Source organism: Pseudomonas sp. NUPR-002 (genome assembly GCF_056322725.1).
The window spans coordinates 1642279-1664136 of the sequence record NZ_CM150476.1 but is presented as its reverse complement, the minus strand read 5'-3'; the positions used below and the strand labels follow the sequence as shown (position 1 = coordinate 1664136).

Sequence of the window (21858 nt, the reverse complement as noted above, 5' to 3'; positions counted from 1 at the left end):
GCCGCTCTAGCCTGACCTGAGCCGACCATGACCGAAGAAACCCGCTACGCCCAGATCGACTGGGACGACCAGGGCCGCCCCCATTCACGCCAGTTCGATGACATCTACTTCTCCAAGGACCAGAGCCTGGAAGAAACCCGTCACGTCTTCATCGACCAGAATGACCTGCGCCAACGCATGAGCGCGCTGCCGTCCGGCCAGTGCCTGGTGATTGGTGAAACCGGTTTCGGCACCGGGCTGAACTTCTTCTGTGCCTGGCAACTGTTCAACGAGTGCGCCAATGCTCAGGCGCGCCTGCATTTCGTCAGCGTTGAAAAATACCCGCTCAGCCACGCCGACCTGTCCCGCGCCCTGGCGCTGTGGCCGGAACTGGCGCCCTTCAGCACGCAACTGTTAAAGCAGTACGTGGCGGTACATGACGGTTTCCAGACCTTCGTCTTCGATCAGGGCCGAGTACGCCTGACCTTGATGATCGGTGACGCCCTGGAGCAATTGCCACAGCTCGATGCACAGGTCGACGCCTGGTTTCTTGACGGTTTTGCCCCGGCGAAAAACCCGCAAATGTGGACCCCTGAGCTGTTCACCCAGATTGGCCGCCTGTCTGCCGCCAACGCCACCTTGGGCACCTTCACCAGCACCGGCTGGGTGCGTCGCGGCCTGATCGCCGTGGGCTTTGAGATGAAGCGCATTCCCGGTATTGGCAAGAAGTGGGAAGTGTTGCGCGGCATATTCCGTGGCACCCCGCCGGAAGCGCTTGCAGCCCCGGCGGTCGCCCCCTGGTTCGCCCGCCCCACGCCCCTGCCCGGCCCGCGCCAGGCACTGGTGATCGGCGCCGGCCTGGCCGGTTGCGCCAGCGCCTTGAGCCTGGCGACCCGAGGCTGGCAGGTCACCGTGCTGGAGCGCCACGCCAGCGTGGCGGCCGAAGCCTCGGGTAATCCGCAAGGGGTGCTTTACCTGAAGCTCTCGGCCCACGGCACGGCCTTGTCACGCTTGATCCTCTGTGGCTTCGGCTACACCCGACGCCTGCTCGAAACCCTGCAGCGCGGACAGGACTGGGACAGCTGCGGCGTGCTGCAACTGGCTTTCGACGCCAAGGAAGCACAACGCCAAGCGCTGCTGGCCAACGCCTTCGACCCACAACTGCTGCACCTGCTGGATCGTCAGCAGGCCGAATCCGTGGCCGGGGTGGCGCTGGCCAGCGGTGGGCTGTTTTATCCCGAGGCGGGCTGGGTCCATCCACCGGCCTTGTGCCAGGCACAACTGCAGCACCCGAACATCACCGTGCTGACTCACCACCAGGTGATGGAACTGCGCAAGGTCGACGGCCTGTGGCAAGCCTGGGAAAGTGAAAAGTGCCTGGCCAGTGCGCCTGTGGTGGTGCTGGCCACCGCTGCCGAGATTCAGCGCTTTGCCCCCTGTGCAGCGCTGCCACTCAAGCGCATACGCGGGCAGATCACTCGCCTGCCCGCCACGGCAGACAGCCAAACGCTGAAAGCGGTGGTGTGTGCCGACGGCTACGTGGCGCCTCCACGCGCTGGCGAACACACCCTGGGCGCCAGTTTCGATTTCCATAGCACCGACCTTACCCCCACTGCCGGTGAGCACATCGGCAACCTACGCCTGTTGGAAGAAATTTCCAGCGACCTGGCCGAACGCCTCGATGCCCACCAGATTGACCCACACACCCTGCAAGGGCGGGCAGCGTTTCGCTGCACCAGTCCCGACTACCTGCCCATCGTCGGCCCCTTGGCAGACCAGGCAACGTTCAACCAGCACTACGCGGTGTTGGCCAAGGACGCGCGCCAGTTGCCCGACACGCCCTGCCCCTGGTTTGAAGGCTTGTACATCAACAGCGGTCATGGTTCGCGCGGGCTGATCACGGCGCCGTTGGCGGGCGAGTTGATTGCCGCCTGGATCGATAACGCCCCGCTTCCCGTGCCGCGCGATGTCGCCGAAGCCTGCCACCCGAACCGCTTCATGCTGCGTGAGCTGATACGCGGCAAGGGCAAACGCAGCTAAGCCCTTATAACTGATCGATCTAAAACTCTCACCAACCGCACCGGTCACTACCTAGGTGCCCACACTCGGGCACCTTCCCCAACGGCAAAACCGGTAAGGACTTATGTGCGGATTAGCTGGAGAGTTTCGTTTCACCCCGATTGCCCACCCACCACGCCCGGCAGACCTCGCTGCCGTCGAGCGAATAACCCACCACCTGGCACCTCGCGGCCCCGACGCTTGGGGTTTTCATAGCCAGGGGCCGATTGCCCTGGGCCATCGCCGCCTGAAAATCATGGACTTGTCTGACGGCTCGGCGCAGCCGATGGTCGATAATCAGCTGGGCCTGTCGCTGGCCTTCAATGGCGCTATCTACAACTTCCCGGAACTGCGCAGTGAGCTGGAAAGCCTGGGCTATGCCTTCTATTCCGGCGGCGACACCGAAGTGCTGCTCAAGGGCTACCACGCCTGGGGCGCCGACTTGTTGCCGCGTCTGAATGGCATGTTTGCCCTGGCGATCTGGGAACGCGACAGCCAACAGCTGTTTCTCGCCCGTGACCGTCTGGGCGTCAAACCGCTGTACCTGTCGCGCAACGGCGAGCGCCTGCGCTTCGCCTCGAGCCTGCCGGCGCTGCTGCAAGGCGGCGACATCAACCCGGTGCTCGACCCGGTCGCGCTGAACCACTACCTCAACTTTCATGCGGTAGTGCCAGCGCCACGCACCCTGCTGGCCAATATCGAGAAACTGCCGCCTGCGACCTGGATGCGCGTGGATGCCCAAGGCCGCGTTGAGCAGCAGGTGTGGTGGCAACTGCACTACGGCCCGCGCAGCGACGAGCAGCACCTGAGCCTGGAAGACTGGCGCGACCAGGTGTTGGACAGTACCCGGGAAGCGGTGGCGATTCGTCAACGTGCTGCGGTGGATGTGGGTGTGCTGTTGTCTGGCGGGGTCGATTCCAGCTTGCTGGTCGGCCTGTTGCGTGAGGTGGGTGTCGAGGAACTGTCGACCTTCTCGATCGGCTTCGAAGATGCCGGTGGCGAACGCGGTGACGAGTTCCAGTACTCCGACCTGATCGCCCGCCACTACGGTACCCGCCATCATCAGTTGCGCATCGACGAGCGCGAGATCATCGAGCAATTGCCCGCCGCGTTCCGCGCCATGAGCGAGCCGATGGTCAGCCATGACTGCATCGCCTTCTACCTGCTGTCGCGCGAGGTCGCCAAACACTGCAAGGTGGTGCAAAGCGGCCAGGGCGCCGATGAGCTGTTTGCTGGTTATCACTGGTACCCGCACGTTGAAGGCGCGCAAAACCCGTTTGGCGCTTACCGCGAGGCGTTCTTCGATCGCAGTGTTGAAGACTACCGCGCGACCGTCCAGCACCCCTGGCAGGTGAATCATGACGCTGCGGGCGATTTTGTCCGCGCGCATTTCGCCCAACCCGGCGCCGCTGCGGCGGTGGACAAAGCCCTGCGCCTGGACAGCACGGTGATGCTGGTCGATGACCCGGTCAAACGCGTCGACAACATGACCATGGCCTGGGGCCTGGAAGCCCGCACGCCGTTTCTCGACTACCGCCTGGTGGAGCTGTCGGCGCGTATTCCAGCACGCTTCAAACTGCCGGACGGCGGCAAACAGGTGCTCAAGGAGGCGGCGCGCCTGGTCATCCCCGCCGAGGTGATCGATCGCAAAAAAGGGTACTTCCCGGTGCCGGGCCTCAAGCACCTGCAAGGCGCGACCCTGGACTGGGTGCGTGAACTGCTGCTGGACCCGAGCCAGGACCGCGGCCTGTTCGAACCCGCAGCGCTGGATCGCCTGCTCAGCGACCCGCACGGCCAGCTCACGCCGCTGCGCGGTTCAAAGCTGTGGCAACTGGCAGCCTTGAACCTGTGGCTCAGCGAACAAGGAATCTGACCGATGAAAGCCCACACCTCACCTTATGGCCAGCGCCTGCTGCGCGGCCAGGTGCCGTCCTATGAGCGCTTGCAGGCGCAACTGGCCGGCGATGGCAACGACCCCCACGACCAACCGCGCGCACTGCACTGCGGTTGGGGCCGCCTGCTGATCGGCCACACTTACCCCGACGCGACAAGCCTGGCCACGGCCTTGCAAGACGAACAGCCTGGAGAGCGTGACATCGCCTTGTACGTTGCCGCACCGCAGCAGGTGCTGGCCCAGGCCCCGCAACAGTTGTTCCTCGACCCTTCCGATACCCTGCGCTTGTGGTTCAGTGACTACCGCCCGGCGCAGCGGGTGTTTCGCGGTTTTCGCATTCGTCGCGCGCAGAGCAGTAGCGACTGGCAGGCGATCAACGCCCTGTACCTGGCCCGCGGCATGCTGCCGGTCGACCCGGCGCTGTTGACGCCACGCCACCTCGGCGGCCCGGTGTACTGGCTGGCCGAAGACGACGACAGCGGCGCGGTGATCGGCAGCGTCATGGGCCTGAACCATCACAAGGCCTTTGCCGACCCCGAACATGGCAGCAGCCTCTGGTGCCTGGCAGTCGACCCACAGTGCACCCGCCCCGGTGTCGGTGAAGTACTGGTACGGCACCTGATCGAGCACTTCAAGAGCCGTGGCCTGAGTTGCCTGGACCTCTCGGTGCTGCACGACAACCGTCAGGCCAAGCGCCTGTATGCCAAGCTGGGCTTTCGCACCCTGCCGACCTTCGCGATCAAACGCAAAAATGGCATCAACCAACCGCTGTTCCTCGGACCCAGCCCCAAAACCGGGCTTAATCCCTATGCCCGGATCATCGTCGACGAAGCCTATCGGCGGGGCATCGAGGTCCAGGTCGATGACGCTGAAGCCGGGCTGTTCAGCCTCAGTTTCGGCGGGCGGCGGGTGCGCTGTCGCGAGTCATTGAGCGACCTCACCAGCGCTGTGAGCATGACCCTGTGCCAGGACAAAAGCCTGACCCACAAGGTCTTGAAAAGCGCCGGCCTGCAACTGCCAGCCCAGCAACTGGCAGGCAATGCCGATGACAACCTGGCCTTTCTGGAAGACCACGGTGCCGTGGTGGTCAAACCGCTGGACGGTGAGCAAGGTCAGGGCGTGGCGGTGAACCTCACCAGCCTTGAAGACATCAATCGGGCCATCGACAGCGCCCGCCGTGTTGACAGCCGCGTGTTGCTGGAGAGCTACCACCAGGGCCTTGACCTGCGCATCGTGGTCATCGGCTTTGAAGTAGTGGCCGCCGCCATCCGCCACCCGGCCGAGATTGTCGGTGACGGCCAGCACAGCATCGGCGCCCTGATCGAAGCCCATAGCCGCCGGCGTCAGGCGGCCACCGGCGGCGAGAGCCGTATTCCGCTGGATGACGAAACCCAACGCACCCTGCACGCGGCTGGCGTCGATTACGACAGCGTCCTGCCTGCCAGCCAGCGCCTGGCCGTGCGCCGTACCGCCAACCTGCACACCGGCGGTTGCCTGGAAGATGTCACCGCGCGTTTGCATCCGGCCCTGGCCGAGGCGGCCATTCGCGCCGCCCGCGCGCTGGATATCCCGGTGGTCGGCCTGGACCTGATAGTGACCGCCGCCGACCAACCAGAACACGTGTTTATCGAAGCCAATGAACGCGTCGGCCTGGCCAACCACGACCCACAGCCCACCGCCGAACGCTTTGTCGACCTGCTGTTTCCACACAGCCGGTCGCTCGCCTGAACACAGGAGGCCGCATGACTGAACAACTCCCGGAGCCAGACCTCAACTACCTGCAGAAAGTCTTGCTGGAGATGCTCGCCATCCCCAGCCCTACCGGCTTTACCGACACCATCGTGCGCTATGTTGCCGAACGCCTGGAAGAGCTCGGCATCCCCTTTGAGCTGACCCGTCGTGGCACCATCCGCGCCACCCTCAAAGGCCGCAAAAGCTCGCCTGACCGCGCCGTTTCAGCGCATCTGGATACCATCGGCGCCAGTGTCCGCGCTATTCAGGACAATGGCCGGTTGTCGCTGGCGCCGGTGGGCTGTTGGTCCAGCCGCTTTGCCGAGGGCAGCCGGGTCAGCGTGTTTACCGATAGCGGTGTGCTGCGCGGCAGCGTCTTGCCGCTGATGGCCAGCGGGCATGCGTTCAACACCGCCATCGATCAGATGCCGGTCAGTTGGGAGCACATCGAGTTGCGCCTGGACGCCTACTGCGCCACCCGCGCCGACTGCCAGACTTTGGGCGTGGATATCGGTGACTTCGTCGCCTTCGATCCGCTGCCGGAGTTCACCGAGAGCGGCCATATCAGTGCGCGTCACCTGGATGACAAAGCCGGGGTTGCCGCACTACTGGCCTCACTCAAAGCGGTAATCGACAGTGGCGCGCAGCCCTTGATCGACTGTCACCCGCTGTTCACCATCACCGAAGAGACCGGCTCGGGCGCAGCCGCCGCCTTGCCGTGGGATGTCAGCGAATTTGTCGGTATTGATATTGCCCCGGTCGCCCCTGGCCAGCATTCCAGCGAGCATGCCGTCAGCGTGGCCATGCAGGACTCGGCCGGACCCTACGACTATCACCTGACGCGGCATTTGCTCAAACTGGCCCGCGAGCATGAACTGCCAGCACGGCGCGATGTGTTTCGCTATTACTTCAGCGATGCTCACTCAGCCATCACTGCCGGCCATGACATTCGCACCGCCCTGCTGGCCTTTGGTTGCGACGCCACCCACGGCTACGAACGCACCCACATCGACAGCCTGGCAGCGTTGAGCCGCCTGCTGACCGCCTACCTGCTCAGCCCGCCGGTGTTTGCCAGCGACTCGCAGGCCACTGGCAGCTCGTTGGAAAGCTTCAGCCATCAACTGGAACATGAAACACAAATGGCCAGCGACACGCGGGTGCCCGCAGTGGACAGCCTGGTCGGTAACAAGCACTAGCGCCTACACAGCCTGGACAGGTTTCGCGTAGCATAGCGACACACTTCGCCAAACCTGTCCTGTTTATGCTGATTCCCTACGACCAACTGGAAGCCGAAACCCTCACCCGCCTGATCGAGGATTTCGTCACCCGCGACGGCACCGACAACGGCGACGATACGCCACTGGAAACCCGTGTGCTGCGTGTGCGCCAGGCCCTGGCGAAAAAGCAGGCGTTCATTCTGTTCGACCTGGAAAGCCAGCAGTGCCAACTACTGGCCAAGCACGATATCCCCAAGGAACTGTTCGACTGATCAGCTCAGATCCTTGGCGGCCTGCTCGGTAATACGCCGGTAGATTTCGGCGCGGTGCACTTCAACTTCACGGGGTGCGCTGATGCCGAAACGCACCACGTTGCCCTCCACCGAAATCACCTTGATCTTGATGTGCTCATCGATGGCGATGACTTCGCCGACTTCGCGTCCTATAACCAGCATGTTCAAATCCTCCGCTCTGCTGAGGACTTAGAGACTGCACGCGGTGTCAGGCGGCTTCAATGCGCGGCCTTTCAAATAGACCAGTCCTACTAAAGCTGACGAATTTGCCTACAGCTTTTCGCCACCTCCGCTCGTTCAAGCACTCTGAAGGCGCGGCCCGAACACAATGATGCTGGCCCCCAGCACACACAGCAGCGCACCGATCCAGTCACTGCCCAGCGGCCGCACCCGTTCGACCAGTGCCAGCCAGAGCAACGAAGTAACGATATAGATGCCACCGTAAGCGGCATACGCACGCCCGGCGTAGGCGGCCTCGACGCGGGTGAGGATCAGGGCGAACAGGGTCAGGCTCAGCAACGCTGGGGCAATCCACCAGCCGCTCTTGCCCAAGCGCAACCACATGTAAAAGGCGTAACAGCCGGCGATCTCGAAGACCGCCGCGAGGAAGAACCACAAGTAATTGATCACGCCAGGCATCCAGGTCCGCAAAAAAGGCGCCTAGGATAGCTCGGTAGGAGCGGGCTTGCCCCGCGATTGTGGTGTGCCAGGCAAATCACAATCGCGGGGCAAGCCCGCTCCTACAGGTGGTGCAAGGCTCCCACCAGAAAGTGTTTACGACGCGGGCTTTGCCTTGGCGCGCATTTTCTCGGCCATGCTGGCCATCTCATCGTAGATCCGCTGCGGGTCACGCTGCTTGACCTGCCAGGCTTCGCGTCCCAGCTCATGGGGCAGAATCAGGAACTGCTCATCGGCAACCTGCCGGTAGATATAGTCGGCGATATCGGCAGCGCTGATTGGCGAGTTTTCCAGGAGCTTGCCCACTTGCGCTTTCATCGCTGGCGTCGGCCCGCGGAACGAGTCGAGCAGGTTGGTCTGGAAGAACGAGGGGCACACCACATGCACCGCCACCTGCTGCTGTCGCAGCTCGATCAGCAGACTCTCGGACAGTGCCAGCACACCAGCTTTGGCCACGTTGTAGTTGCTCATCGCCGGCCCCTGCATCAAGGCGGCCATCGAAGCGATGTTGATGATCCGGCCCTTGCTGCGTTCAAGCAGCGGCAGGAAGGCCTTACACCCTTTGACCACGCCCATCAGGTTGATCGACAGCTGCCACTCCCAGTCTTCCAGCGACAGCTCGGCGAAGAAGCCGCCAGCAGCGACCCCGGCGTTGTTGACGATCACATCGATGCCGCCGAACTTCTCTTCACAGGCTTGGGCCAAGGCGGTCAACTGGCTGTAGTCACGTACATCACAGCGTTGCACAAAGCCCTGACCACCGGCTTCCCGGACCAGCGCCAGGGTTTCCTTCAGGCCCACTTCATTGACATCCGCCAACGCCAGTTGCCACCCCTCACGGGCCCAGCGCAGCGCCATCTCACGGCCCAGCCCCGAGCCTGCGCCAGTAATCATCATGCGATTTTGCATAGACCGATGCCTTATCCGTTTTCCAAGGTATCGCCAGTGTAGCGAAGCCAAGCCGGCCACCCACGCTGTATCAGGATGCTGAATGGCTCGGGCAAACGCTGGTGAAACGGGGATTAAACTTTTCGCTGCGGGCAGCAGTCGGAATTAACAGGCGGTCGTGAAAAGCATGACCGGACAACAGGATCGTACTGACCGGCCTACTCCCCCAAGTCAAACAAGGATACTGCCATGGGCACCATTCTCATCATCATTCTGATACTGCTGTTGATCGGTGGCTTACCTGTGTTCCCACACTCCAGAAGTTGGGGTTATGGCCCCTCCGGCATTATCGGTACCGTGCTGATCATCCTGTTGATCTTGTTGTTACTGGGAAAAATCTAGAAGCAGCAAAAAGCCGCAAGCCAAAGCAGTACGCATACTGCTCCAACTTGCGGCTTTGAGCTTAAAGCTTGCCGCTAGCAAGGCAGCCAAAGGCTGCCTTGCGCCTTAGTGCGACACCGCCCCGCTGGCACCCAGGCCAGTTTGCGAGCGAACGAACTGCGGGAAGAACAGCGCACGTTCTTCATCAGCCGCCTTGGACTTGTCAGTGATCGAGAAGAACCAGATCCCTGCAAACGCGATGAGCATCGAGAACAGCGCCGGGTACTCGTACGGGTAGATCGCTTTCTCGTGGCCAAGGATCTGTACCCAGATGGTTGGGCCGAGAACCATCAACGCCACCGCACTGACCAGCCCCATCCAGCCGCCGATCATGGCGCCACGGGTGGTGAGTTTCTTCCAGTACATCGAGAGCAGCAGAACCGGGAAGTTGCAGCTGGCAGCAATCGAGAACGCCAGGCCAACCATGAAGGCAATGTTCTGGCTTTCAAACAGAATACCCAGTGCGATAGCCAGCACAGCCAAAGCGATGGTGGTGATTTTCGAGACGCGAATCTCGTCCTTCTCGTTGGCTTTACCTTTCTTGATCACACTGGCGTACAGGTCATGCGATACCGCCGAAGCACCGGCCAGGGTCAGGCCGGCCACCACCGCCAGGATAGTCGCGAACGCTACTGCCGAGATGAAGCCGAGGAACACACTGCCGCCAACGGCGTTGGCCAGGTGTACCGCTGCCATGTTGTTACCACCGATCAGAGCGCCAGCGGCGTCTTTGAAATCGGGGTTGGTGCTGACCAGCAGGATTGCGCCGAAGCCAATGATGAAGGTCAGGATGTAGAAGTAACCAATGAAGCCGGTTGCATAGAACACGCTCTTACGTGCTTCTTTAGCATCGCTAACGGTGAAGAAGCGCATCAGGATGTGCGGCAGGCCAGCGGTACCGAACATCAGCGCCAGGCCCAGGGAGAAGGCCGAGATCGGGTCTTTGACCAGACCGCCAGGGCTCATGATCGCCTCACCTTTGGGGTGAACCTTGATGGCCTCGGAGAACAGCGCGTTGAAGTCGAAGTTGACGTGTTTCATCACCATCAGCGCCATGAAGCTGGCACCGGAGAGCAGCAGCACTGCCTTGATGATCTGTACCCAGGTGGTAGCCAGCATGCCGCCGAACAGCACGTACAGGCACATCAGGATACCCACCAGGATGACTGCAACCTGATAGTCCAGGCCGAACAGAAGCTGAATCAGCTTGCCCGCACCGACCATCTGCGCAATCAGGTAGAACGCCACCACCACCAGCGAGCCAGAGGCCGACAGGGTGCGGATTTCCTTCTGCCCCAGGCGATACGAGGCAACGTCGGCAAAGGTGTATTTACCGAGGTTACGCAGGCGCTCAGCGATCAGGAACAGGATGATTGGCCAGCCCACCAGAAAGCCGATCGAGTAGATCAGGCCGTCGTAGCCGGAAGTGAACACCAGCGCGGAAATACCCAGGAACGAGGCCGCCGACATGTAGTCACCGGCGATCGCCAGGCCATTCTGGAAACCGGTGATTTTGCCGCCAGCAGCATAGTAGTCGGATGCCGAGTTATTGCGCTTGGAAGCCCAATAGGTGATGCACAGCGTGCCACCGACGAAGGCGACGAACATGAGGATCGCCGACAGGTTCAAGGGTTGTTTATGCACCTCGCCGGTGAGGGCGTCGGCGGCCCACACGGCGGGTGCGAAAATGCCGAAGGCCAGAGTTGCCAGTAGACGCCGGATCATTGCTGAACCTCCTTGAGGATCGCTTTGTTCATCTCATCGAACTCACCGTTGGCGCGACGCACATAAATGCCGGTCAGTACGAATGCCGAGAGAATCAAGCCAACCCCCAGAGGAATCCCCCAGGTAACCGAAGACTCAGGGCTAAGCTTGGCACCCAATACCTGCGGGCCATAGGCGATCAACAAAATGAAAGCGGAGTAGAGGCCGAGCATGATCGCCGAGAGAATCCAGGCGAAACGTTCACGTTTTGACACCAGCTCTTTGAACCGCGAGCTGTTTTGTATCGAGAGATAAATGCTGTCGTTCATTGTTTTTGTCCTCGCAGCACAGATTAGGTAGTACCCGCTCCACTTTATGCTGCCTTTGGACGCACTCCAGACGACCTTAGTCTTAGATGCAAAACTGTTTTACCGATTCGGTAACAGCCAAAAAACACAGGGCCATCGCCCCCTGCTCGGAGCGATGGCCCTGAAAGACGCGCGCTAGAAGCTTCAAGCGTTTATTGAGCAGTCCATTCGGCGACACGCTCGGGGTGTTTGGCGACCCAGTCCTTGGCCGCAGCTTCGGGTTTTGCGCCCTCTTGAATGGCCAACATGACCTCACCGATCTCGTCCTTGGACTGCCAGTTGAATTTTTTCAGGAAGCCCGCCACCTCGGGCGCCTTGCTCGCCAGTTCCTTGCTGCCGATGCTGTTGACGGTTTCTGCAGCGCCGTACACGCCTTTAGGGTCTTCAAGGAATTTGAGCTTCCACTTGGCGAACATCCAGTGCGGCACCCAGCCGGTAACGGCAATCGATTGATGCTTGGCATAGGCGCGGCCGAGCTCCGAGGTCATGGCTGCGCCAGAGCTGGCTTGCAGCTTGTAACCACTGAGGTCGTAGTCTTTGATGACCTGATCGGTTTTGAGCATTACCCCGGAACCGGCATCGATCCCGACGATTTTTTTCTTGAAGCTGTCGTCTGTCTTCAGATCAGCCAGCGATTGCGCCTTGACGTACTCGGGGACAATCAAGCCGATTCTGGCGTCTTTGAAATTCGGGCCATAATCGACCACGTTGTCCTTGTTCTTGGCCCAGTAGTCACCGTGGGTCACTGGCAACCAGGCCGACAGCATGGCATCCAGCTTGCCGGTCGCCACGCCCTGCCACATGATGCCGGTGGCCACCGGCATCAGTTTGACGTCGTAGCCGAGCTTTTGCTTGATCACTTCAGCAGCCACATGGGTGGTCGCCACACTGTCGGACCAGCCATCGACATAGCCGATGCTCACTTCCTTGGCCGTCGCTTGCGCAGCAGCCACGGCCAACGCCAGCGCGGTGCCTACCCCCAGGAGTCGTCGCATTTTCATCAAAGCTTCCCCTCGTCACGTCACGGAAGCTGCATCATTAACCGCTGCCCCGCCCTGACCTGCTCTGACAGCGACCTCCAGCAACGCGAGAAGCGACATCACATCGCCAGCCACCTGTGCCGTTACATCAAGCAACATCCACCGCCGCTAACTTTACCAGCCAAGGCTTTAGACCGTGCCATTTGCAGGTACTATTGGCGGCTTTGCTCCCTGACGGTCTGATCCATGCACCCGACTGCCCGCTTCCCCCTGCTGCCTTATCTATTTGCCTGCCTGCTTGGCCTGTTTGCGCTGGGGGGGCTCTGGTATGGGCTGGGCAAGCCAGTCGTGCTGCCTGATGCCGCCAGTGCCTCGCACAAGCTGCAGTGCGCGTCCTACACGCCATTCGACAAAGACCAGTCGCCCTTCGACCAGCCCTTTCAATTGCGCCCGGCACGCATGGATGCCGACCTGGAACTGCTCGCCCAGCGCTTCGAATGTATCCGTACCTACTCGATGACCGGGCTTGAAGCCATCCCGGAACTGGCGCGCAAACACGGCTTGAAGGTCATGCTCGGTGCCTGGATCAACGCCAACCCGGTGGACACCCAGAAAGAGGTCAAGGCGCTGATCGCGTCGGCCAACGCCAACCCGGATGTGGTCAAGGCGGTGATTGTCGGTAATGAAACCCTGCTGCGCAAAGAAGTCACCGGCCCGCAACTGGCAGCCTTGATCAATCAGGTGAAGAGCCAGGTCAGCGTGCCGGTCACCTACGCCGATGTCTGGGAGTTCTGGCTGCAGCACCCGGAAATCGCCCCGGCGGTGGACTTCCTGACCATTCACCTGCTGCCTTACTGGGAAGATGATCCACGAGGCATCGACGACGCCCTGGTGCATGTCGGCGAGATTCGACAGGTGTTCGGCAACCGCTTTGCGCCCAAAGACATTGTCATTGGCGAAACGGGCTGGCCCAGTGAAGGCCGCCAGCGCGAAACCGCCCTGCCCAGCCGGGTCAACGAAGCGCGCTTCATTCGTGGCTTTGTGACCATGGCTGAACAACACGGCTGGCACTACAACCTGATTGAAGCCTTTGACCAGCCATGGAAGCGTGCCAGTGAAGGTGCGGTGGGTGGCTATTGGGGCTTGTACGACGCCGACCGCCAGGACAAGGGCATTCTCGAAGGACCGGTGAGCAACCTGGTGTTCTGGCCACAGTGGTTGATCGCCTGCAGCGTGCTGTTCGGTGCAACCTTGCTGCTGGCCGGTCGCGTTCAAGGTACGCGTGCAGCCCTGCTGTTGCCGCTGCTGGCTGCTCTGGGCGCCACTAGCCTGGGGTTGTGGGGTGAGCTGGTGCGCATCAACAGCCGCTTTGCCGGTGAGTGGATCTGGGCAGGCCTGCTGGCGGCGTTGAACTTCATCGTATTGGCCCACGCGGCCTTGGCCCTGGCGCAACGCCAAGGCTGGCGCGAGCGGGCCTTCGCCTGGCTTGAAGCACGGGCGGGCTGGTGGTTGCTGGCAGCAGGTTTTGCCGCAGCAGTGAGCATGCTGGCGCTGGTATTCGACCCGCGCTACCGCAGTTTCCCGAGCGCTGCCCTGGTGTTGCCGGCGGTGGTTTACCTATTGCGTCCGGTACGTGGACGGCGCGCCGAAATTGGCCTGCTGGCCTTCATCGTTGGCGCCGGCATCGCCCCGCAACTGTACCGTGAAGGTCTGAGCAACCAGCAGGCGCTGGTCTGGGCCGCGGTCAGTGTGCTGATGGTCGGTGCGCTGTGGCGCAGCCTGCGCCTGCGCTGAATGACCAGGTAGGAGCGGGCTTGCCCCGCGATAGCGGTGTATCAGGTATATCGCGATCGCGGGGCAAGCCCGCTCCCACTGACGGCAGAGACGTTAACGCCGGACCAGCCGCAACCCCGCCAGCACCACGACAAACACCGCGATGCTGGCGCTGTACAGCACCAACGCTGGAATCCCGAATACCAGCGCCAGCACCGCCAGACGCCAACCGGCCCGTGCAGGAATCACTTGGGCCAGCAATGCCAGGCCCAACGCCGTCCAGGCAATTACCCGAAAATGAATGAGCAAACCCAGGGTCGAACGCGCCTGGCATTGCCACACCTGCGCCTGCTCAGCACAAATGCCAACCCACTGCGCGTCTTCCATCAGGCCATAACGCACCCCGTAACTGGCCGCCAGCCACAACGGCAAAAACAGCAACAAAGTGATCAGCGGCAAACGGCGAGACATGCAAGGCTCCGGAATCTTCGAAATCGGCGCCCAGCATAATGCGCCGGGCCGTCTATGCAAGGCAAAAGCGCCAGTCTCGGCTACTTTGAACAGAAGATAAATGGAACCAATTGTTGCTGTGATATGTGGGGAAACGGCAACATCTTGGGTCATAAATGCTGGAGCGCCAGGCAACTTTGCCAGGGACACTATGGTCCTAGCCTGCGTAACGCACTTTGCTGCTGCTTTTTTTGGGGACCCGTCATGCTTCGATTACTACGCCTAGCCGCCTTGTCTGGCGGCCTCATCCTGAGTGCGTGCACTTGGGCACAAGATATCGATGCCGCCAGTTACGGCTACCCGCTGACCAACCCTTTCGAGGCGACGATCGCCTCCACGCCGCCCGACTTGCGCCCGCAGTTGCCCAGCGACGATGAGATCAACCAGTCCGACTACAGCCTGAACATGCGCCCGGAGCGCGCCTTCACCCTGCCCGACAATTTCTGGGCGGTGAAAAAACTCAAATACCGGATTGCCCGCCAAGACCATCCGGCACCGCTGATCTTCCTCATCGCCGGCACCGGAGCGCCCTATACCAGTAGCCTCAACGAATACCTCAAGAAGTTGTTCTACAAGGCCGGCTACCACGTTGTGCAGCTGTCTTCACCGACCAGCTTCGACTTCATCACTTCCGCCTCGCGCTATGCCACCCCCGGGGTTACCCGTGACGACGCCGAAGACCTGTACCGGGTGATGCAAGCGGTGCGTGCCCAACACCCGCGCTTGCCGGTCACTGAGTATTACCTCAGCGGTTACAGCCTGGGCGCCCTGGATGCAGCGTTTGTCAGCCATCTGGACGAAACCCGGCGCAGTTTCAACTTCAAGCGGGTGCTGTTGCTCAACCCACCGGTCAACCTCTACACCTCGGTCACCAACCTCGACAAACTGGTGCAGACCGAAGTCAAAGGCGTCACCAGCAGCACGACCTTTTACGAACTGGTGCTGAACAAGCTGACCCGCTACTTCCAGCAAAAAGGTTACATCGACCTCAACGACGCCCTGCTCTACGACTTCCAGCAGTCACGTCAGCACCTGTCCAATGAACAGATGGCCATGATCATCGGCACCTCGTTCCGCTTCTCGGCAGCCGACATCGCCTTCACCTCCGACTTGATCAACCGTCGCGGGCTGATCATCCCGCCCAAATACCCGATCACTGAAAGCAGCAGCCTGACCCCGTTCTTCAAACGGGCCTTGCAGTGCGACTTCGATTGCTACATGACCGAACAGGTCATCCCGATGTGGCGCGCCCGCACCGATGGCGGCAGCCTGCTGCAGTTGATCGATCAGGTCAGCCTCTACGCCCTGCAGGATTACCTGAAGCAAAGCAGCAAGATTGCCGTGATGCACAACGCCGACGACGTCATCCTCGGCCCTGGCGATATTGGTTTTCTGCGCAAGACCTTTGGTGATCGCTTGACCCTTTACCCCCATGGCGGCCATTGCGGCAACATCAACTATCGCGTCAACAGCGACGCCATGCTGGAGTTTTTCCGTGGTTAAACGCCTATTGATTGTCACTGCATTACTGGCCAGCGGACTGGCCCAGGCTGAAGAAACCGCTCCGCGTGCCAGCGTGGTTGACGCCGATGGTTTCACCGAGCCACTCAACGAGCTGAAGTTCAACCCGGGCCTGGACCAGCGTGAGTTCGAACGCTCGACCTTAGCGGCACTGAACGTCTACGACCCCTGGGAATCAATGAACCGGCGGATCTACCACTTCAACTACCGCTTCGACCAATGGGTGTTCCTGCCGGTGGTCGATGGCTACCGCTACATCACGCCAGGCTTTGTTCGCAGCGGTGTGAGCAACTTTTTCAGCAACCTGGGCGATGTGCCCAACCTGCTCAACAGTCTGCTGCAGTTCAAAGGCAAGCGCTCGATGGAGATCACCGCGCGCCTGATCCTCAACACCACCATTGGCGTTGCCGGCCTCTGGGACCCGGCGAGCAAAATGGGCTTGCCCCACCAGAGTGAAGACTTCGGCCAGACCTTGGGCTTTTATGGCGTACCCGACGGCCCTTACCTGATGCTGCCGATCCTCGGCCCGTCGAACATCCGCGATACCGGCGGACTGGCGGTGGACTTCAGCGCCGAAAACGCGATCAACTTCCTCAATGTTGCCGAAGTCAGCAGCAATCACCCGGAAGTGGTGGTACTGCGGGCGGTGGACAAGCGCTACACCACCCGCTTCCGCTACGGCCAGCTGAACTCACCGTTCGAGTACGAGAAAGTCCGCTACGTCTACACCGAAGCGCGCAAACTGCAGATAGCCGAGTAATCCCTGTAGGAGCGGGCTTGCCCCGCGATAGCGATTTGTCAGATGGATTGCAATCGCGGGGCAAGCCCGCTCCTACAGGCCGAGGAAGTTGCACAGCTCGCGGCGTTTGGCCAGGGCGTCGCGCCGCCCCAGTTCGATCAGTTCACTGCAGTAGCCGGCCTCGAACAGCAAATAGCTGAGCACCCCGGCACCGCTGGTTTTGGTCGCGCCCGGGCCGCGCAAGAACAAGCGCAAGGCGGCAGGCAGTTCGCGACGGTGACGTGCGGCGATCTCATCCAAGGGCTGGCTCGGCGCAACCACCAATACCTCCACCGGCGCCAGTCCCAGGCGCCGCCGTTCCAGGTGCTCGGGCATCAGGTGGCTGAGGTGGTTGAGGCGCTGCAACAGCTCGATGTCGTCTTCCAGGCTGTCAATGAACGTGCTGTTGAGCATGTGCCCACCGATTTGCGCCAGGCTCGGCTGCTGGCCACTGAAGATCCGCGCCCGTGGCTCGCCTTCGACCGGGCGCTGCGGGTTGCCGCTGACCCCGACCACCAGCACGCGACTGGCCCCCAGGTGCAGGGCCGGGCTAATCGGCGCCGACTGGCGCACCGCGCCATCGCCAAAGTACTCCTCGCCCAGTTTGACCGGCGCAAACAACAGCGGAATTGCCGAGCTGGCCAGCAAGTGCTCGACACTCAAACGGGTCGGCAGGCCGATTCGCCGGTGACGCAGCCAGGGATCGATCGCCCCCCTGCCTTGATAGAAGGTCACCGCCTGACCGGACTCGTAACCGAACGCCGTCACCGCCACGGCATGCAGGTGCTGCTGTTCCAGCGCACAGGCTATGCCATTTAGGTCCAGATGCATATTGAGCAGGTGGCGCAGTGGTGAACTGTCGAGCAGCGCTACCGGCACCGGTGCCCCCAGGCCGAGCAAGCTATGACCGACAAAGCGACTGGCCTGGCGAATCACCCCGGGCCAGTCGCTGCGCAACACCTGATGGCTGCGAAAACCTTGCCAGAAGGCGGTCAGGCGGCGGACGGCATCGGCAAAGTGCATCGCGCCACTGGCCAGAGTCACGGCGTTGATCGCCCCGGCCGAAGTACCAACGATCACCGGAAAAGGATTGGCCGCACCGGGTGGCAGCAGGTCGGCAATACCCGCCAGCACGCCGACCTGGTAGGCGGCGCGAGCGCCACCGCCGGAGAGGATCAATCCTGTGATCGGTGCTGACATCAAATCATCCTGGACATGTGTGGTGAATGGATCGCGGGGCAAGCCCGCTCTCACTGCCCCACGATGGGCTCAACGCCGCTTTTCGTAGAGCTTGGGCTCTCCCGGCGGACGCGATTTGAAGCGCCGGTGCGCCCACAGGTACTGCTCGGGGCACTCGCGCAAGGCCTGTTCAATCCATTGGTTGATGCGCAGGCAGTCTGCTTCTTCGGTCTCACCGGGGAAATCGGCCAGCGGCGGATGAATCACCAGCTTGTAACCGCTGCCATCGGCCAGGCGCTGCTGGGTGAAGGGAATCACCCGCGCCTTGCCCAGGCGGGCAAACTTGGTGGTGGCGGTAACCGTGGCCGCCTGGATGCCGAACAACGGCACGAACAGGCTTTGCTTGGCGCCGTAGTCCTGGTCTGGTGCGTACCAGATCGCTCGCCCGGCGCGCAGTAATTTGAGCATGCCGCGCACGTCCTCACGCTCGACAGCCAGCGAATCGAGGTTATGCCGCTCACGCCCACGGCGCTGGACGTAGTCGAACAGCGGGTTACCGTGCTCACGGTACATGCCGTCGATGGTGTGCTCCTGGCCAAGCAGGGCCGCACCGATTTCCAGGGTGGTGAAGTGCAGGGCCATGAGAATCGCCCCTTGGCCATCGCGCTGGGCAGCCTGCAGGTGCTCCAGGCCTTCGATGTGCGCCAGGCGCGCCAAGCGGGCCTTTGGCCACCACCAACTCATGGCCATTTCGAAGAAGGCGATGCCGGTGGAAGCGAAATTTTCTTTCAGCAAACGCTTACGTTCGACGGACGGTAGCTGCGGGAAGCACAGTTCCAGGTTGCGCCCCGCAATATAGCGGCGCTCCCCGGCAACCCGGTACATCAAAGCACCGAGGATGCGGCCGATCACCAGCAATACCCGGTACGGCAGCTGTACGATCAGCCACAGCAGCCCAAGGCCCAGCCACAGCGGCCAGAAGCGTGGGTGCAGAAAATAGAGACGAAAACGCGGGCGATCCATTAAAGATTCCGGAAAGACATTGGCCGGGCATTCTACAACGGTTCGGCACGGGTTGCGGCTAACCGGCGTTCTCGTTATAAGTCTGTGCACTTTTTCGCAACAAGTCGCCCTATGCAGACCATGAGCCAAACCCAAACGCCAGACCAAGACCCCGTGTTCCAGCTCAAGGGCAGCATGCTCGCCATTACCGTGCTCGAGCTTGCCCGGAACAACCTTGAAGGCCTCGACCGGCAGTTGGCGGCCAAAGTTGCCCAGGCGCCGAATTTCTTCAGCAACACACCGCTGGTGCTGGCCCTCGACAAGCTTCCCGCAGGCGAAGGCCCGATTGACCTGCCAGGGCTGATGCGCGTCTGCCGCCATCATGGCCTGCGCACCTTGGCCATTCGCGCCAGCCGCATCGAAGACATTGCCGCGGCGATCGCCATCGACCTGCCCGTACTGCCACCGTCGGGTGCGCGCGAGCGGCCGGTCGAGCCTGAGCCCGAGGTCAAGAAGGTCGAACCGGCACCGGCGCCAGTGCCTGCACCCGCACCGGAACCTGCGATCAAACCGACCAAAATCATTACCACGCCAGTGCGCGGCGGCCAGCAGATCTATGCCCAAGGTGGCGACCTGGTGGTGGTGTCGTCGGTCAGCCCGGGCGCGGAACTTCTCGCCGATGGCAACATCCATGTGTACGGTGCAATGCGTGGACGAGCGCTGGCCGGCATCAAGGGCAATACCCGGGCACGGATCTTCTGCCAGCAGCTGACTGCCGAGATGGTCTCGATCGCCGGGCAATACAAGGTCTCCGAAGACCTGCGCCGTGATCCTTTGTGGGGGATGGGTGTGCAGATCAGCCTGTCTGGTGACGTGTTGAACATCACTCGTCTTTAACGGATACTTGCCACCATTTTTAGCGCAACTTTTCTATATGTTGCCGTTTTTTGTATTTTTTGGGACTCGACGTCCTTTTTCATTAGGGGTGAAACACCTTGGCCAAGATTCTCGTGGTTACATCCGGCAAGGGTGGTGTGGGTAAGACCACCACCAGCGCCGCTATTGGTACCGGCCTCGCGCTGCGCGGTCACAAGACAGTCATCGTCGACTTCGACGTCGGCCTGCGTAACCTCGACCTGATCATGGGCTGCGAACGCCGCGTGGTGTACGACTTCGTCAACGTGGTCAACGGCGAAGCCAACCTGCAGCAGGCCCTGATCAAGGACAAGCGCCTTGAGAACCTCTACGTGCTGGCCGCCAGCCAGACCCGTGACAAAGACGCGCTGACCCAGGAAGGCGTGGAAAAAGTCCTGATGGAGCTCAAGGAGCAATTCGAATACGTGGTCTGCGACTCCCCGGCCGGTATCGAGAAAGGTGCTCACCTGGCCATGTACTTCGCTGACGAAGCGATTGTCGTGACCAACCCGGAAGTCTCCTCGGTACGTGACTCGGACCGCATGCTCGGCCTGCTGGCGAGCAAATCGCGCCGCGCCGAACGCAACGAAGACCCGATCAAAGAACACCTGCTGATTACCCGCTACCATCCAGAGCGCGTCAGCCAGGGCGAAATGCTGGGCGTCGAAGACGTCAAGGAAATCCTCTCGGTTGCCCTGCTGGGTGTGATTCCGGAATCCCAGGCGGTGCTCAAGGCATCCAACCAGGGTGTGCCGGTGATCCTCGACGATCAGAGCGACGCCGGCCAGGCCTACAGCGACACCGTAGATCGCCTGCTGGGCAAAAATGTGGAACATCGGTTCCTTGATGTGAAGAAGAAGGGATTCTTCGAGCGCCTGTTTGGAGGCAACTAACCAATGAACCTTTTTGACTTCTTTCGTGCCAGCAAAAAAGTAAGCACCGCCTCGGTCGCGAAAGAGCGTCTACAGATCATCGTGGCGCATGAGCGCGGTCAGCGCAGTACTCCGGACTACCTGCCAGCCCTGCAGAAGGAACTGGTGGAGGTAATCCGCAAGTACGTCAACATCGGCTCCGATGATGTGCAGGTCGCTCTGGAAAACCAGGGCAGCTGCTCGATCCTGGAACTCAACATCACCCTGCCCGATCGTTGATCGGCGCACACGGGTAACCTGCCACGGCGACGGTTGGGGCTGGTGTAGGAGCGGGCTTGCCCCGCGATGACGATGTCTTTGAACAATCGTCATCGCGGGGCAAGCCCGCTCCCACATTGGTGTCATCCGTCGCCGTTGGCGTTTGCAGAGAACTCGCAATGCCGCTGTCCAATGTTCACGTCCTCTATGAGGATGACGCCATCCTGGTGATCAATAAACCGACCCTGCTGTTGTCGGTGCCCGGGCGGGCCGAAGACAACAAGGATTGCCTGATCACTCGCCTGCAGGAAAACGGCTATCCCGATGCCCTGATCGTCCATCGCCTGGACTGGGAAACCTCAGGGATCATCCTGCTCGCTCGCAACGCTGACAGTCACCGTGAACTGTCACGACAGTTCCATGACCGCGAAACCGAGAAGGCCTATACCGCTTTGTGCTGGGGCCAGCCGTCGCTCGACAGCGGCAGCATCGACCTGCCCTTGCGCTACGATCCGCCGACCAAACCCCGCCATGTGGTCGACCATGAACACGGCAAGCATGCCCTGACCTTCTGGCGCATCGTCGAACGCTGCGGCGATCACTGCCGCGTCGAACTGACGCCGATCACCGGCCGCTCGCACCAGTTGCGCGTGCACATGCTTTCGATTGGTCACCCGCTGCTTGGCGACCGGCTGTACGCATACCCCGAAGCCCTCGCCGCCCATGAGCGCTTGTGCTTGCATGCAAGCATGCTCAGCTTCACCCACCCGGTGTCCGGTGAGCGCCTGCGCTTCGAGTGCCCGGCGCCGTTCTGATTCA

Annotated in this window: 22 protein-coding genes; 13 read left to right on the top strand and 9 right to left on the bottom strand. The window is 61.3% G+C overall.

What is annotated here, in order from left to right; translation table 11 throughout:
• Positions 1–27 precede the first annotated feature (27 nt).
• The 5 genes from mnmC to ACVWSC_RS07695 all read left to right on the top strand — a co-directional run bounded on the left by mnmC (position 28) and on the right by ACVWSC_RS07695 (position 7151).
• Positions 28–2019, top strand: a complete 1992-nt coding sequence (gene mnmC, locus ACVWSC_RS07715) for a bifunctional tRNA (5-methylaminomethyl-2-thiouridine)(34)-methyltransferase MnmC2/FAD-dependent 5-carboxymethylaminomethyl-2-thiouridine(34) oxidoreductase MnmC1 (RefSeq protein ID WP_442112921.1) — start codon at positions 28–30, stop codon at positions 2017–2019.
• Between the two features lie 103 nt (positions 2020–2122).
• On the top strand, positions 2123–3910 hold the full coding sequence (locus ACVWSC_RS07710; RefSeq protein WP_442112919.1) for an N-acetylglutaminylglutamine amidotransferase: 1788 nt from the start codon (positions 2123–2125) through the stop codon (positions 3908–3910).
• A 3-nt stretch (positions 3911–3913) separates the two neighbouring features.
• Positions 3914–5659, top strand: coding sequence for an N-acetylglutaminylglutamine synthetase (gene ngg / locus ACVWSC_RS07705; RefSeq protein ID WP_442112917.1), 1746 nt, complete (start codon positions 3914–3916; stop codon positions 5657–5659).
• 14 nt (positions 5660–5673) lie between these two features.
• Entirely contained in the window at positions 5674–6858 is a 1185-nt protein-coding gene (locus ACVWSC_RS07700) for an osmoprotectant NAGGN system M42 family peptidase (protein WP_442112915.1), read from the top strand.
• A 65-nt stretch (positions 6859–6923) separates the two neighbouring features.
• Positions 6924–7151 carry a YheU family protein gene (locus tag ACVWSC_RS07695; protein ID WP_442112913.1) on the top strand — a complete coding sequence of 76 codons (228 nt, stop codon included), beginning with the start codon at positions 6924–6926 and terminating at the stop codon, positions 7149–7151.
• Here the strand turns inward: ACVWSC_RS07695 and csrA are convergent, their stop codons facing one another.
• From csrA to ACVWSC_RS07680, 3 genes are all read right to left on the bottom strand, one after another.
• The gene (gene csrA / locus ACVWSC_RS07690; RefSeq protein WP_442112911.1) at positions 7152–7334 is read right to left on the bottom strand and encodes a carbon storage regulator CsrA; all 183 of its coding nucleotides are present in this window, start codon (positions 7332–7334) and stop codon (positions 7152–7154) included.
• Positions 7335–7469: 135 nt separating this feature from the next.
• On the bottom strand, positions 7470–7802 hold the full coding sequence (locus ACVWSC_RS07685) for a YnfA family protein (protein ID WP_442112909.1): 333 nt from the start codon (positions 7800–7802) through the stop codon (positions 7470–7472).
• Positions 7803–7946: 144 nt separating this feature from the next.
• Positions 7947–8759 (bottom strand): SDR family oxidoreductase, encoded by an 813-nt coding sequence (locus tag ACVWSC_RS07680; RefSeq protein ID WP_442112907.1) that lies wholly within the window; start codon positions 8757–8759, stop codon positions 7947–7949.
• Between the two features lie 228 nt (positions 8760–8987).
• On the opposite strand from ACVWSC_RS07680, the gene ACVWSC_RS07675 reads away from it, so the two are divergent.
• On the top strand, positions 8988–9140 hold the full coding sequence (locus tag ACVWSC_RS07675) for a DUF3309 family protein (protein WP_010224169.1): 153 nt from the start codon (positions 8988–8990) through the stop codon (positions 9138–9140).
• 105 nt (positions 9141–9245) lie between these two features.
• On the opposite strand, the gene ACVWSC_RS07670 is transcribed toward ACVWSC_RS07675, so the two are convergent.
• From ACVWSC_RS07670 to ACVWSC_RS07660, 3 genes are all read right to left on the bottom strand, one after another.
• On the bottom strand, positions 9246–10904 hold the full coding sequence (locus ACVWSC_RS07670; RefSeq protein WP_442112905.1) for a cation acetate symporter: 1659 nt from the start codon (positions 10902–10904) through the stop codon (positions 9246–9248).
• Entirely contained in the window at positions 10901–11212 is a 312-nt protein-coding gene (locus tag ACVWSC_RS07665) for a DUF485 domain-containing protein (RefSeq protein ID WP_442112903.1), read from the bottom strand. Before ACVWSC_RS07665 ends, ACVWSC_RS07670 begins: the two co-directional genes overlap by 4 nt.
• A gap of 191 nt (positions 11213–11403) precedes the next feature.
• Positions 11404–12252, bottom strand: coding sequence for a glycine betaine ABC transporter substrate-binding protein (locus tag ACVWSC_RS07660; RefSeq protein WP_442112901.1), 849 nt, complete (start codon positions 12250–12252; stop codon positions 11404–11406).
• Positions 12253–12477: 225 nt separating this feature from the next.
• Between ACVWSC_RS07660 and ACVWSC_RS07655 the strand changes: the two genes are divergently transcribed.
• Entirely contained in the window at positions 12478–14025 is a 1548-nt protein-coding gene (locus ACVWSC_RS07655; protein ID WP_442112899.1) for a glycoside hydrolase family 17 protein, read from the top strand.
• A 93-nt stretch (positions 14026–14118) separates the two neighbouring features.
• Here ACVWSC_RS07655 and ACVWSC_RS07650 read toward each other — a convergent pair whose 3' ends face one another.
• Complete coding sequence (locus tag ACVWSC_RS07650; protein WP_442112897.1) at positions 14119–14475, bottom strand: hypothetical protein; 357 nt, start codon at positions 14473–14475, stop codon at positions 14119–14121.
• Positions 14476–14718: 243 nt separating this feature from the next.
• Between ACVWSC_RS07650 and ACVWSC_RS07645 the strand changes: the two genes are divergently transcribed.
• Positions 14719–16017 (top strand): serine/threonine protein kinase, encoded by a 1299-nt coding sequence (locus ACVWSC_RS07645; protein WP_442112895.1) that lies wholly within the window; start codon positions 14719–14721, stop codon positions 16015–16017.
• Positions 16010–16795: an MlaA family lipoprotein gene (locus tag ACVWSC_RS07640; protein WP_442112893.1), complete on the top strand. Its 786-nt coding sequence runs from the start codon at positions 16010–16012 to the stop codon at positions 16793–16795. The genes ACVWSC_RS07645 and ACVWSC_RS07640 overlap by 8 nt, the downstream gene beginning before the upstream one ends.
• Before the next feature lie 72 nt (positions 16796–16867).
• On the opposite strand, the gene ACVWSC_RS07635 is transcribed toward ACVWSC_RS07640, so the two are convergent.
• The gene (locus ACVWSC_RS07635; protein WP_442112891.1) at positions 16868–18013 is read right to left on the bottom strand and encodes a patatin-like phospholipase family protein; all 1146 of its coding nucleotides are present in this window, start codon (positions 18011–18013) and stop codon (positions 16868–16870) included.
• Positions 18014–18082: 69 nt separating this feature from the next.
• Entirely contained in the window at positions 18083–19015 is a 933-nt protein-coding gene (locus ACVWSC_RS07630; protein WP_442112889.1) for a lipid A biosynthesis lauroyl acyltransferase, read from the bottom strand.
• A 111-nt stretch (positions 19016–19126) separates the two neighbouring features.
• Here ACVWSC_RS07630 and minC point away from each other — a divergent pair, with 111 nt between their 5' ends.
• The 4 genes from minC (at position 19127) to ACVWSC_RS07610 (ending at position 21854) form a co-directional block, all read left to right on the top strand.
• Positions 19127–19891, top strand: coding sequence for a septum site-determining protein MinC (minC, locus tag ACVWSC_RS07625; RefSeq protein WP_442112887.1), 765 nt, complete (start codon positions 19127–19129; stop codon positions 19889–19891).
• 98 nt (positions 19892–19989) lie between these two features.
• On the top strand, positions 19990–20802 hold the full coding sequence (minD, locus tag ACVWSC_RS07620) for a septum site-determining protein MinD (protein ID WP_128325848.1): 813 nt from the start codon (positions 19990–19992) through the stop codon (positions 20800–20802).
• Between the two features lie 3 nt (positions 20803–20805).
• The gene (gene minE, locus ACVWSC_RS07615; protein WP_010224188.1) at positions 20806–21060 is read left to right on the top strand and encodes a cell division topological specificity factor MinE; all 255 of its coding nucleotides are present in this window, start codon (positions 20806–20808) and stop codon (positions 21058–21060) included.
• 158 nt (positions 21061–21218) lie between these two features.
• Entirely contained in the window at positions 21219–21854 is a 636-nt protein-coding gene (locus ACVWSC_RS07610; protein ID WP_442112884.1) for an RluA family pseudouridine synthase, read from the top strand.
• Positions 21855–21858: the final 4 nt, after the last annotated feature.

Excerpts from the sequence above, each read along its gene's own strand:
- csrA (WP_442112911.1), bottom strand. The coding sequence starts at position 7,334 with ATGCTGGTTATAGGACGCGAAGTCGGCGAAGTCATCGCCATCGATGAG.
- ACVWSC_RS07630 (WP_442112889.1), bottom strand. The coding sequence starts at position 19,015 with ATGGATCGCCCGCGTTTTCGTCTCTATTTTCTGCACCCACGCTTCTGG.
- ACVWSC_RS07650 (WP_442112897.1), bottom strand. The coding sequence starts at position 14,475 with ATGTCTCGCCGTTTGCCGCTGATCACTTTGTTGCTGTTTTTGCCGTTG.
- ACVWSC_RS07610 (WP_442112884.1), top strand. The coding sequence starts at position 21,219 with ATGCCGCTGTCCAATGTTCACGTCCTCTATGAGGATGACGCCATCCTG.
- ACVWSC_RS07665 (WP_442112903.1), bottom strand. The coding sequence starts at position 11,212 with ATGAACGACAGCATTTATCTCTCGATACAAAACAGCTCGCGGTTCAAA.
- ACVWSC_RS07655 (WP_442112899.1), top strand. The coding sequence starts at position 12,478 with ATGCACCCGACTGCCCGCTTCCCCCTGCTGCCTTATCTATTTGCCTGC.
- mnmC (WP_442112921.1), top strand. The coding sequence starts at position 28 with ATGACCGAAGAAACCCGCTACGCCCAGATCGACTGGGACGACCAGGGC.
- ACVWSC_RS07680 (WP_442112907.1), bottom strand. The coding sequence starts at position 8,759 with ATGCAAAATCGCATGATGATTACTGGCGCAGGCTCGGGGCTGGGCCGT.
- minE (WP_010224188.1), top strand. The coding sequence starts at position 20,806 with ATGAACCTTTTTGACTTCTTTCGTGCCAGCAAAAAAGTAAGCACCGCC.
- ngg (WP_442112917.1), top strand. The coding sequence starts at position 3,914 with ATGAAAGCCCACACCTCACCTTATGGCCAGCGCCTGCTGCGCGGCCAG.
- ACVWSC_RS07695 (WP_442112913.1), top strand. The coding sequence starts at position 6,924 with ATGCTGATTCCCTACGACCAACTGGAAGCCGAAACCCTCACCCGCCTG.
- ACVWSC_RS07710 (WP_442112919.1), top strand. The coding sequence starts at position 2,123 with ATGTGCGGATTAGCTGGAGAGTTTCGTTTCACCCCGATTGCCCACCCA.
- ACVWSC_RS07700 (WP_442112915.1), top strand. The coding sequence starts at position 5,674 with ATGACTGAACAACTCCCGGAGCCAGACCTCAACTACCTGCAGAAAGTC.
- ACVWSC_RS07660 (WP_442112901.1), bottom strand. The coding sequence starts at position 12,252 with ATGAAAATGCGACGACTCCTGGGGGTAGGCACCGCGCTGGCGTTGGCC.
- ACVWSC_RS07635 (WP_442112891.1), bottom strand. The coding sequence starts at position 18,013 with ATGTCAGCACCGATCACAGGATTGATCCTCTCCGGCGGTGGCGCTCGC.
- minC (WP_442112887.1), top strand. The coding sequence starts at position 19,127 with ATGCAGACCATGAGCCAAACCCAAACGCCAGACCAAGACCCCGTGTTC.
- ACVWSC_RS07670 (WP_442112905.1), bottom strand. The coding sequence starts at position 10,904 with ATGATCCGGCGTCTACTGGCAACTCTGGCCTTCGGCATTTTCGCACCC.
- ACVWSC_RS07645 (WP_442112895.1), top strand. The coding sequence starts at position 14,719 with ATGCTTCGATTACTACGCCTAGCCGCCTTGTCTGGCGGCCTCATCCTG.
- ACVWSC_RS07675 (WP_010224169.1), top strand. The coding sequence starts at position 8,988 with ATGGGCACCATTCTCATCATCATTCTGATACTGCTGTTGATCGGTGGC.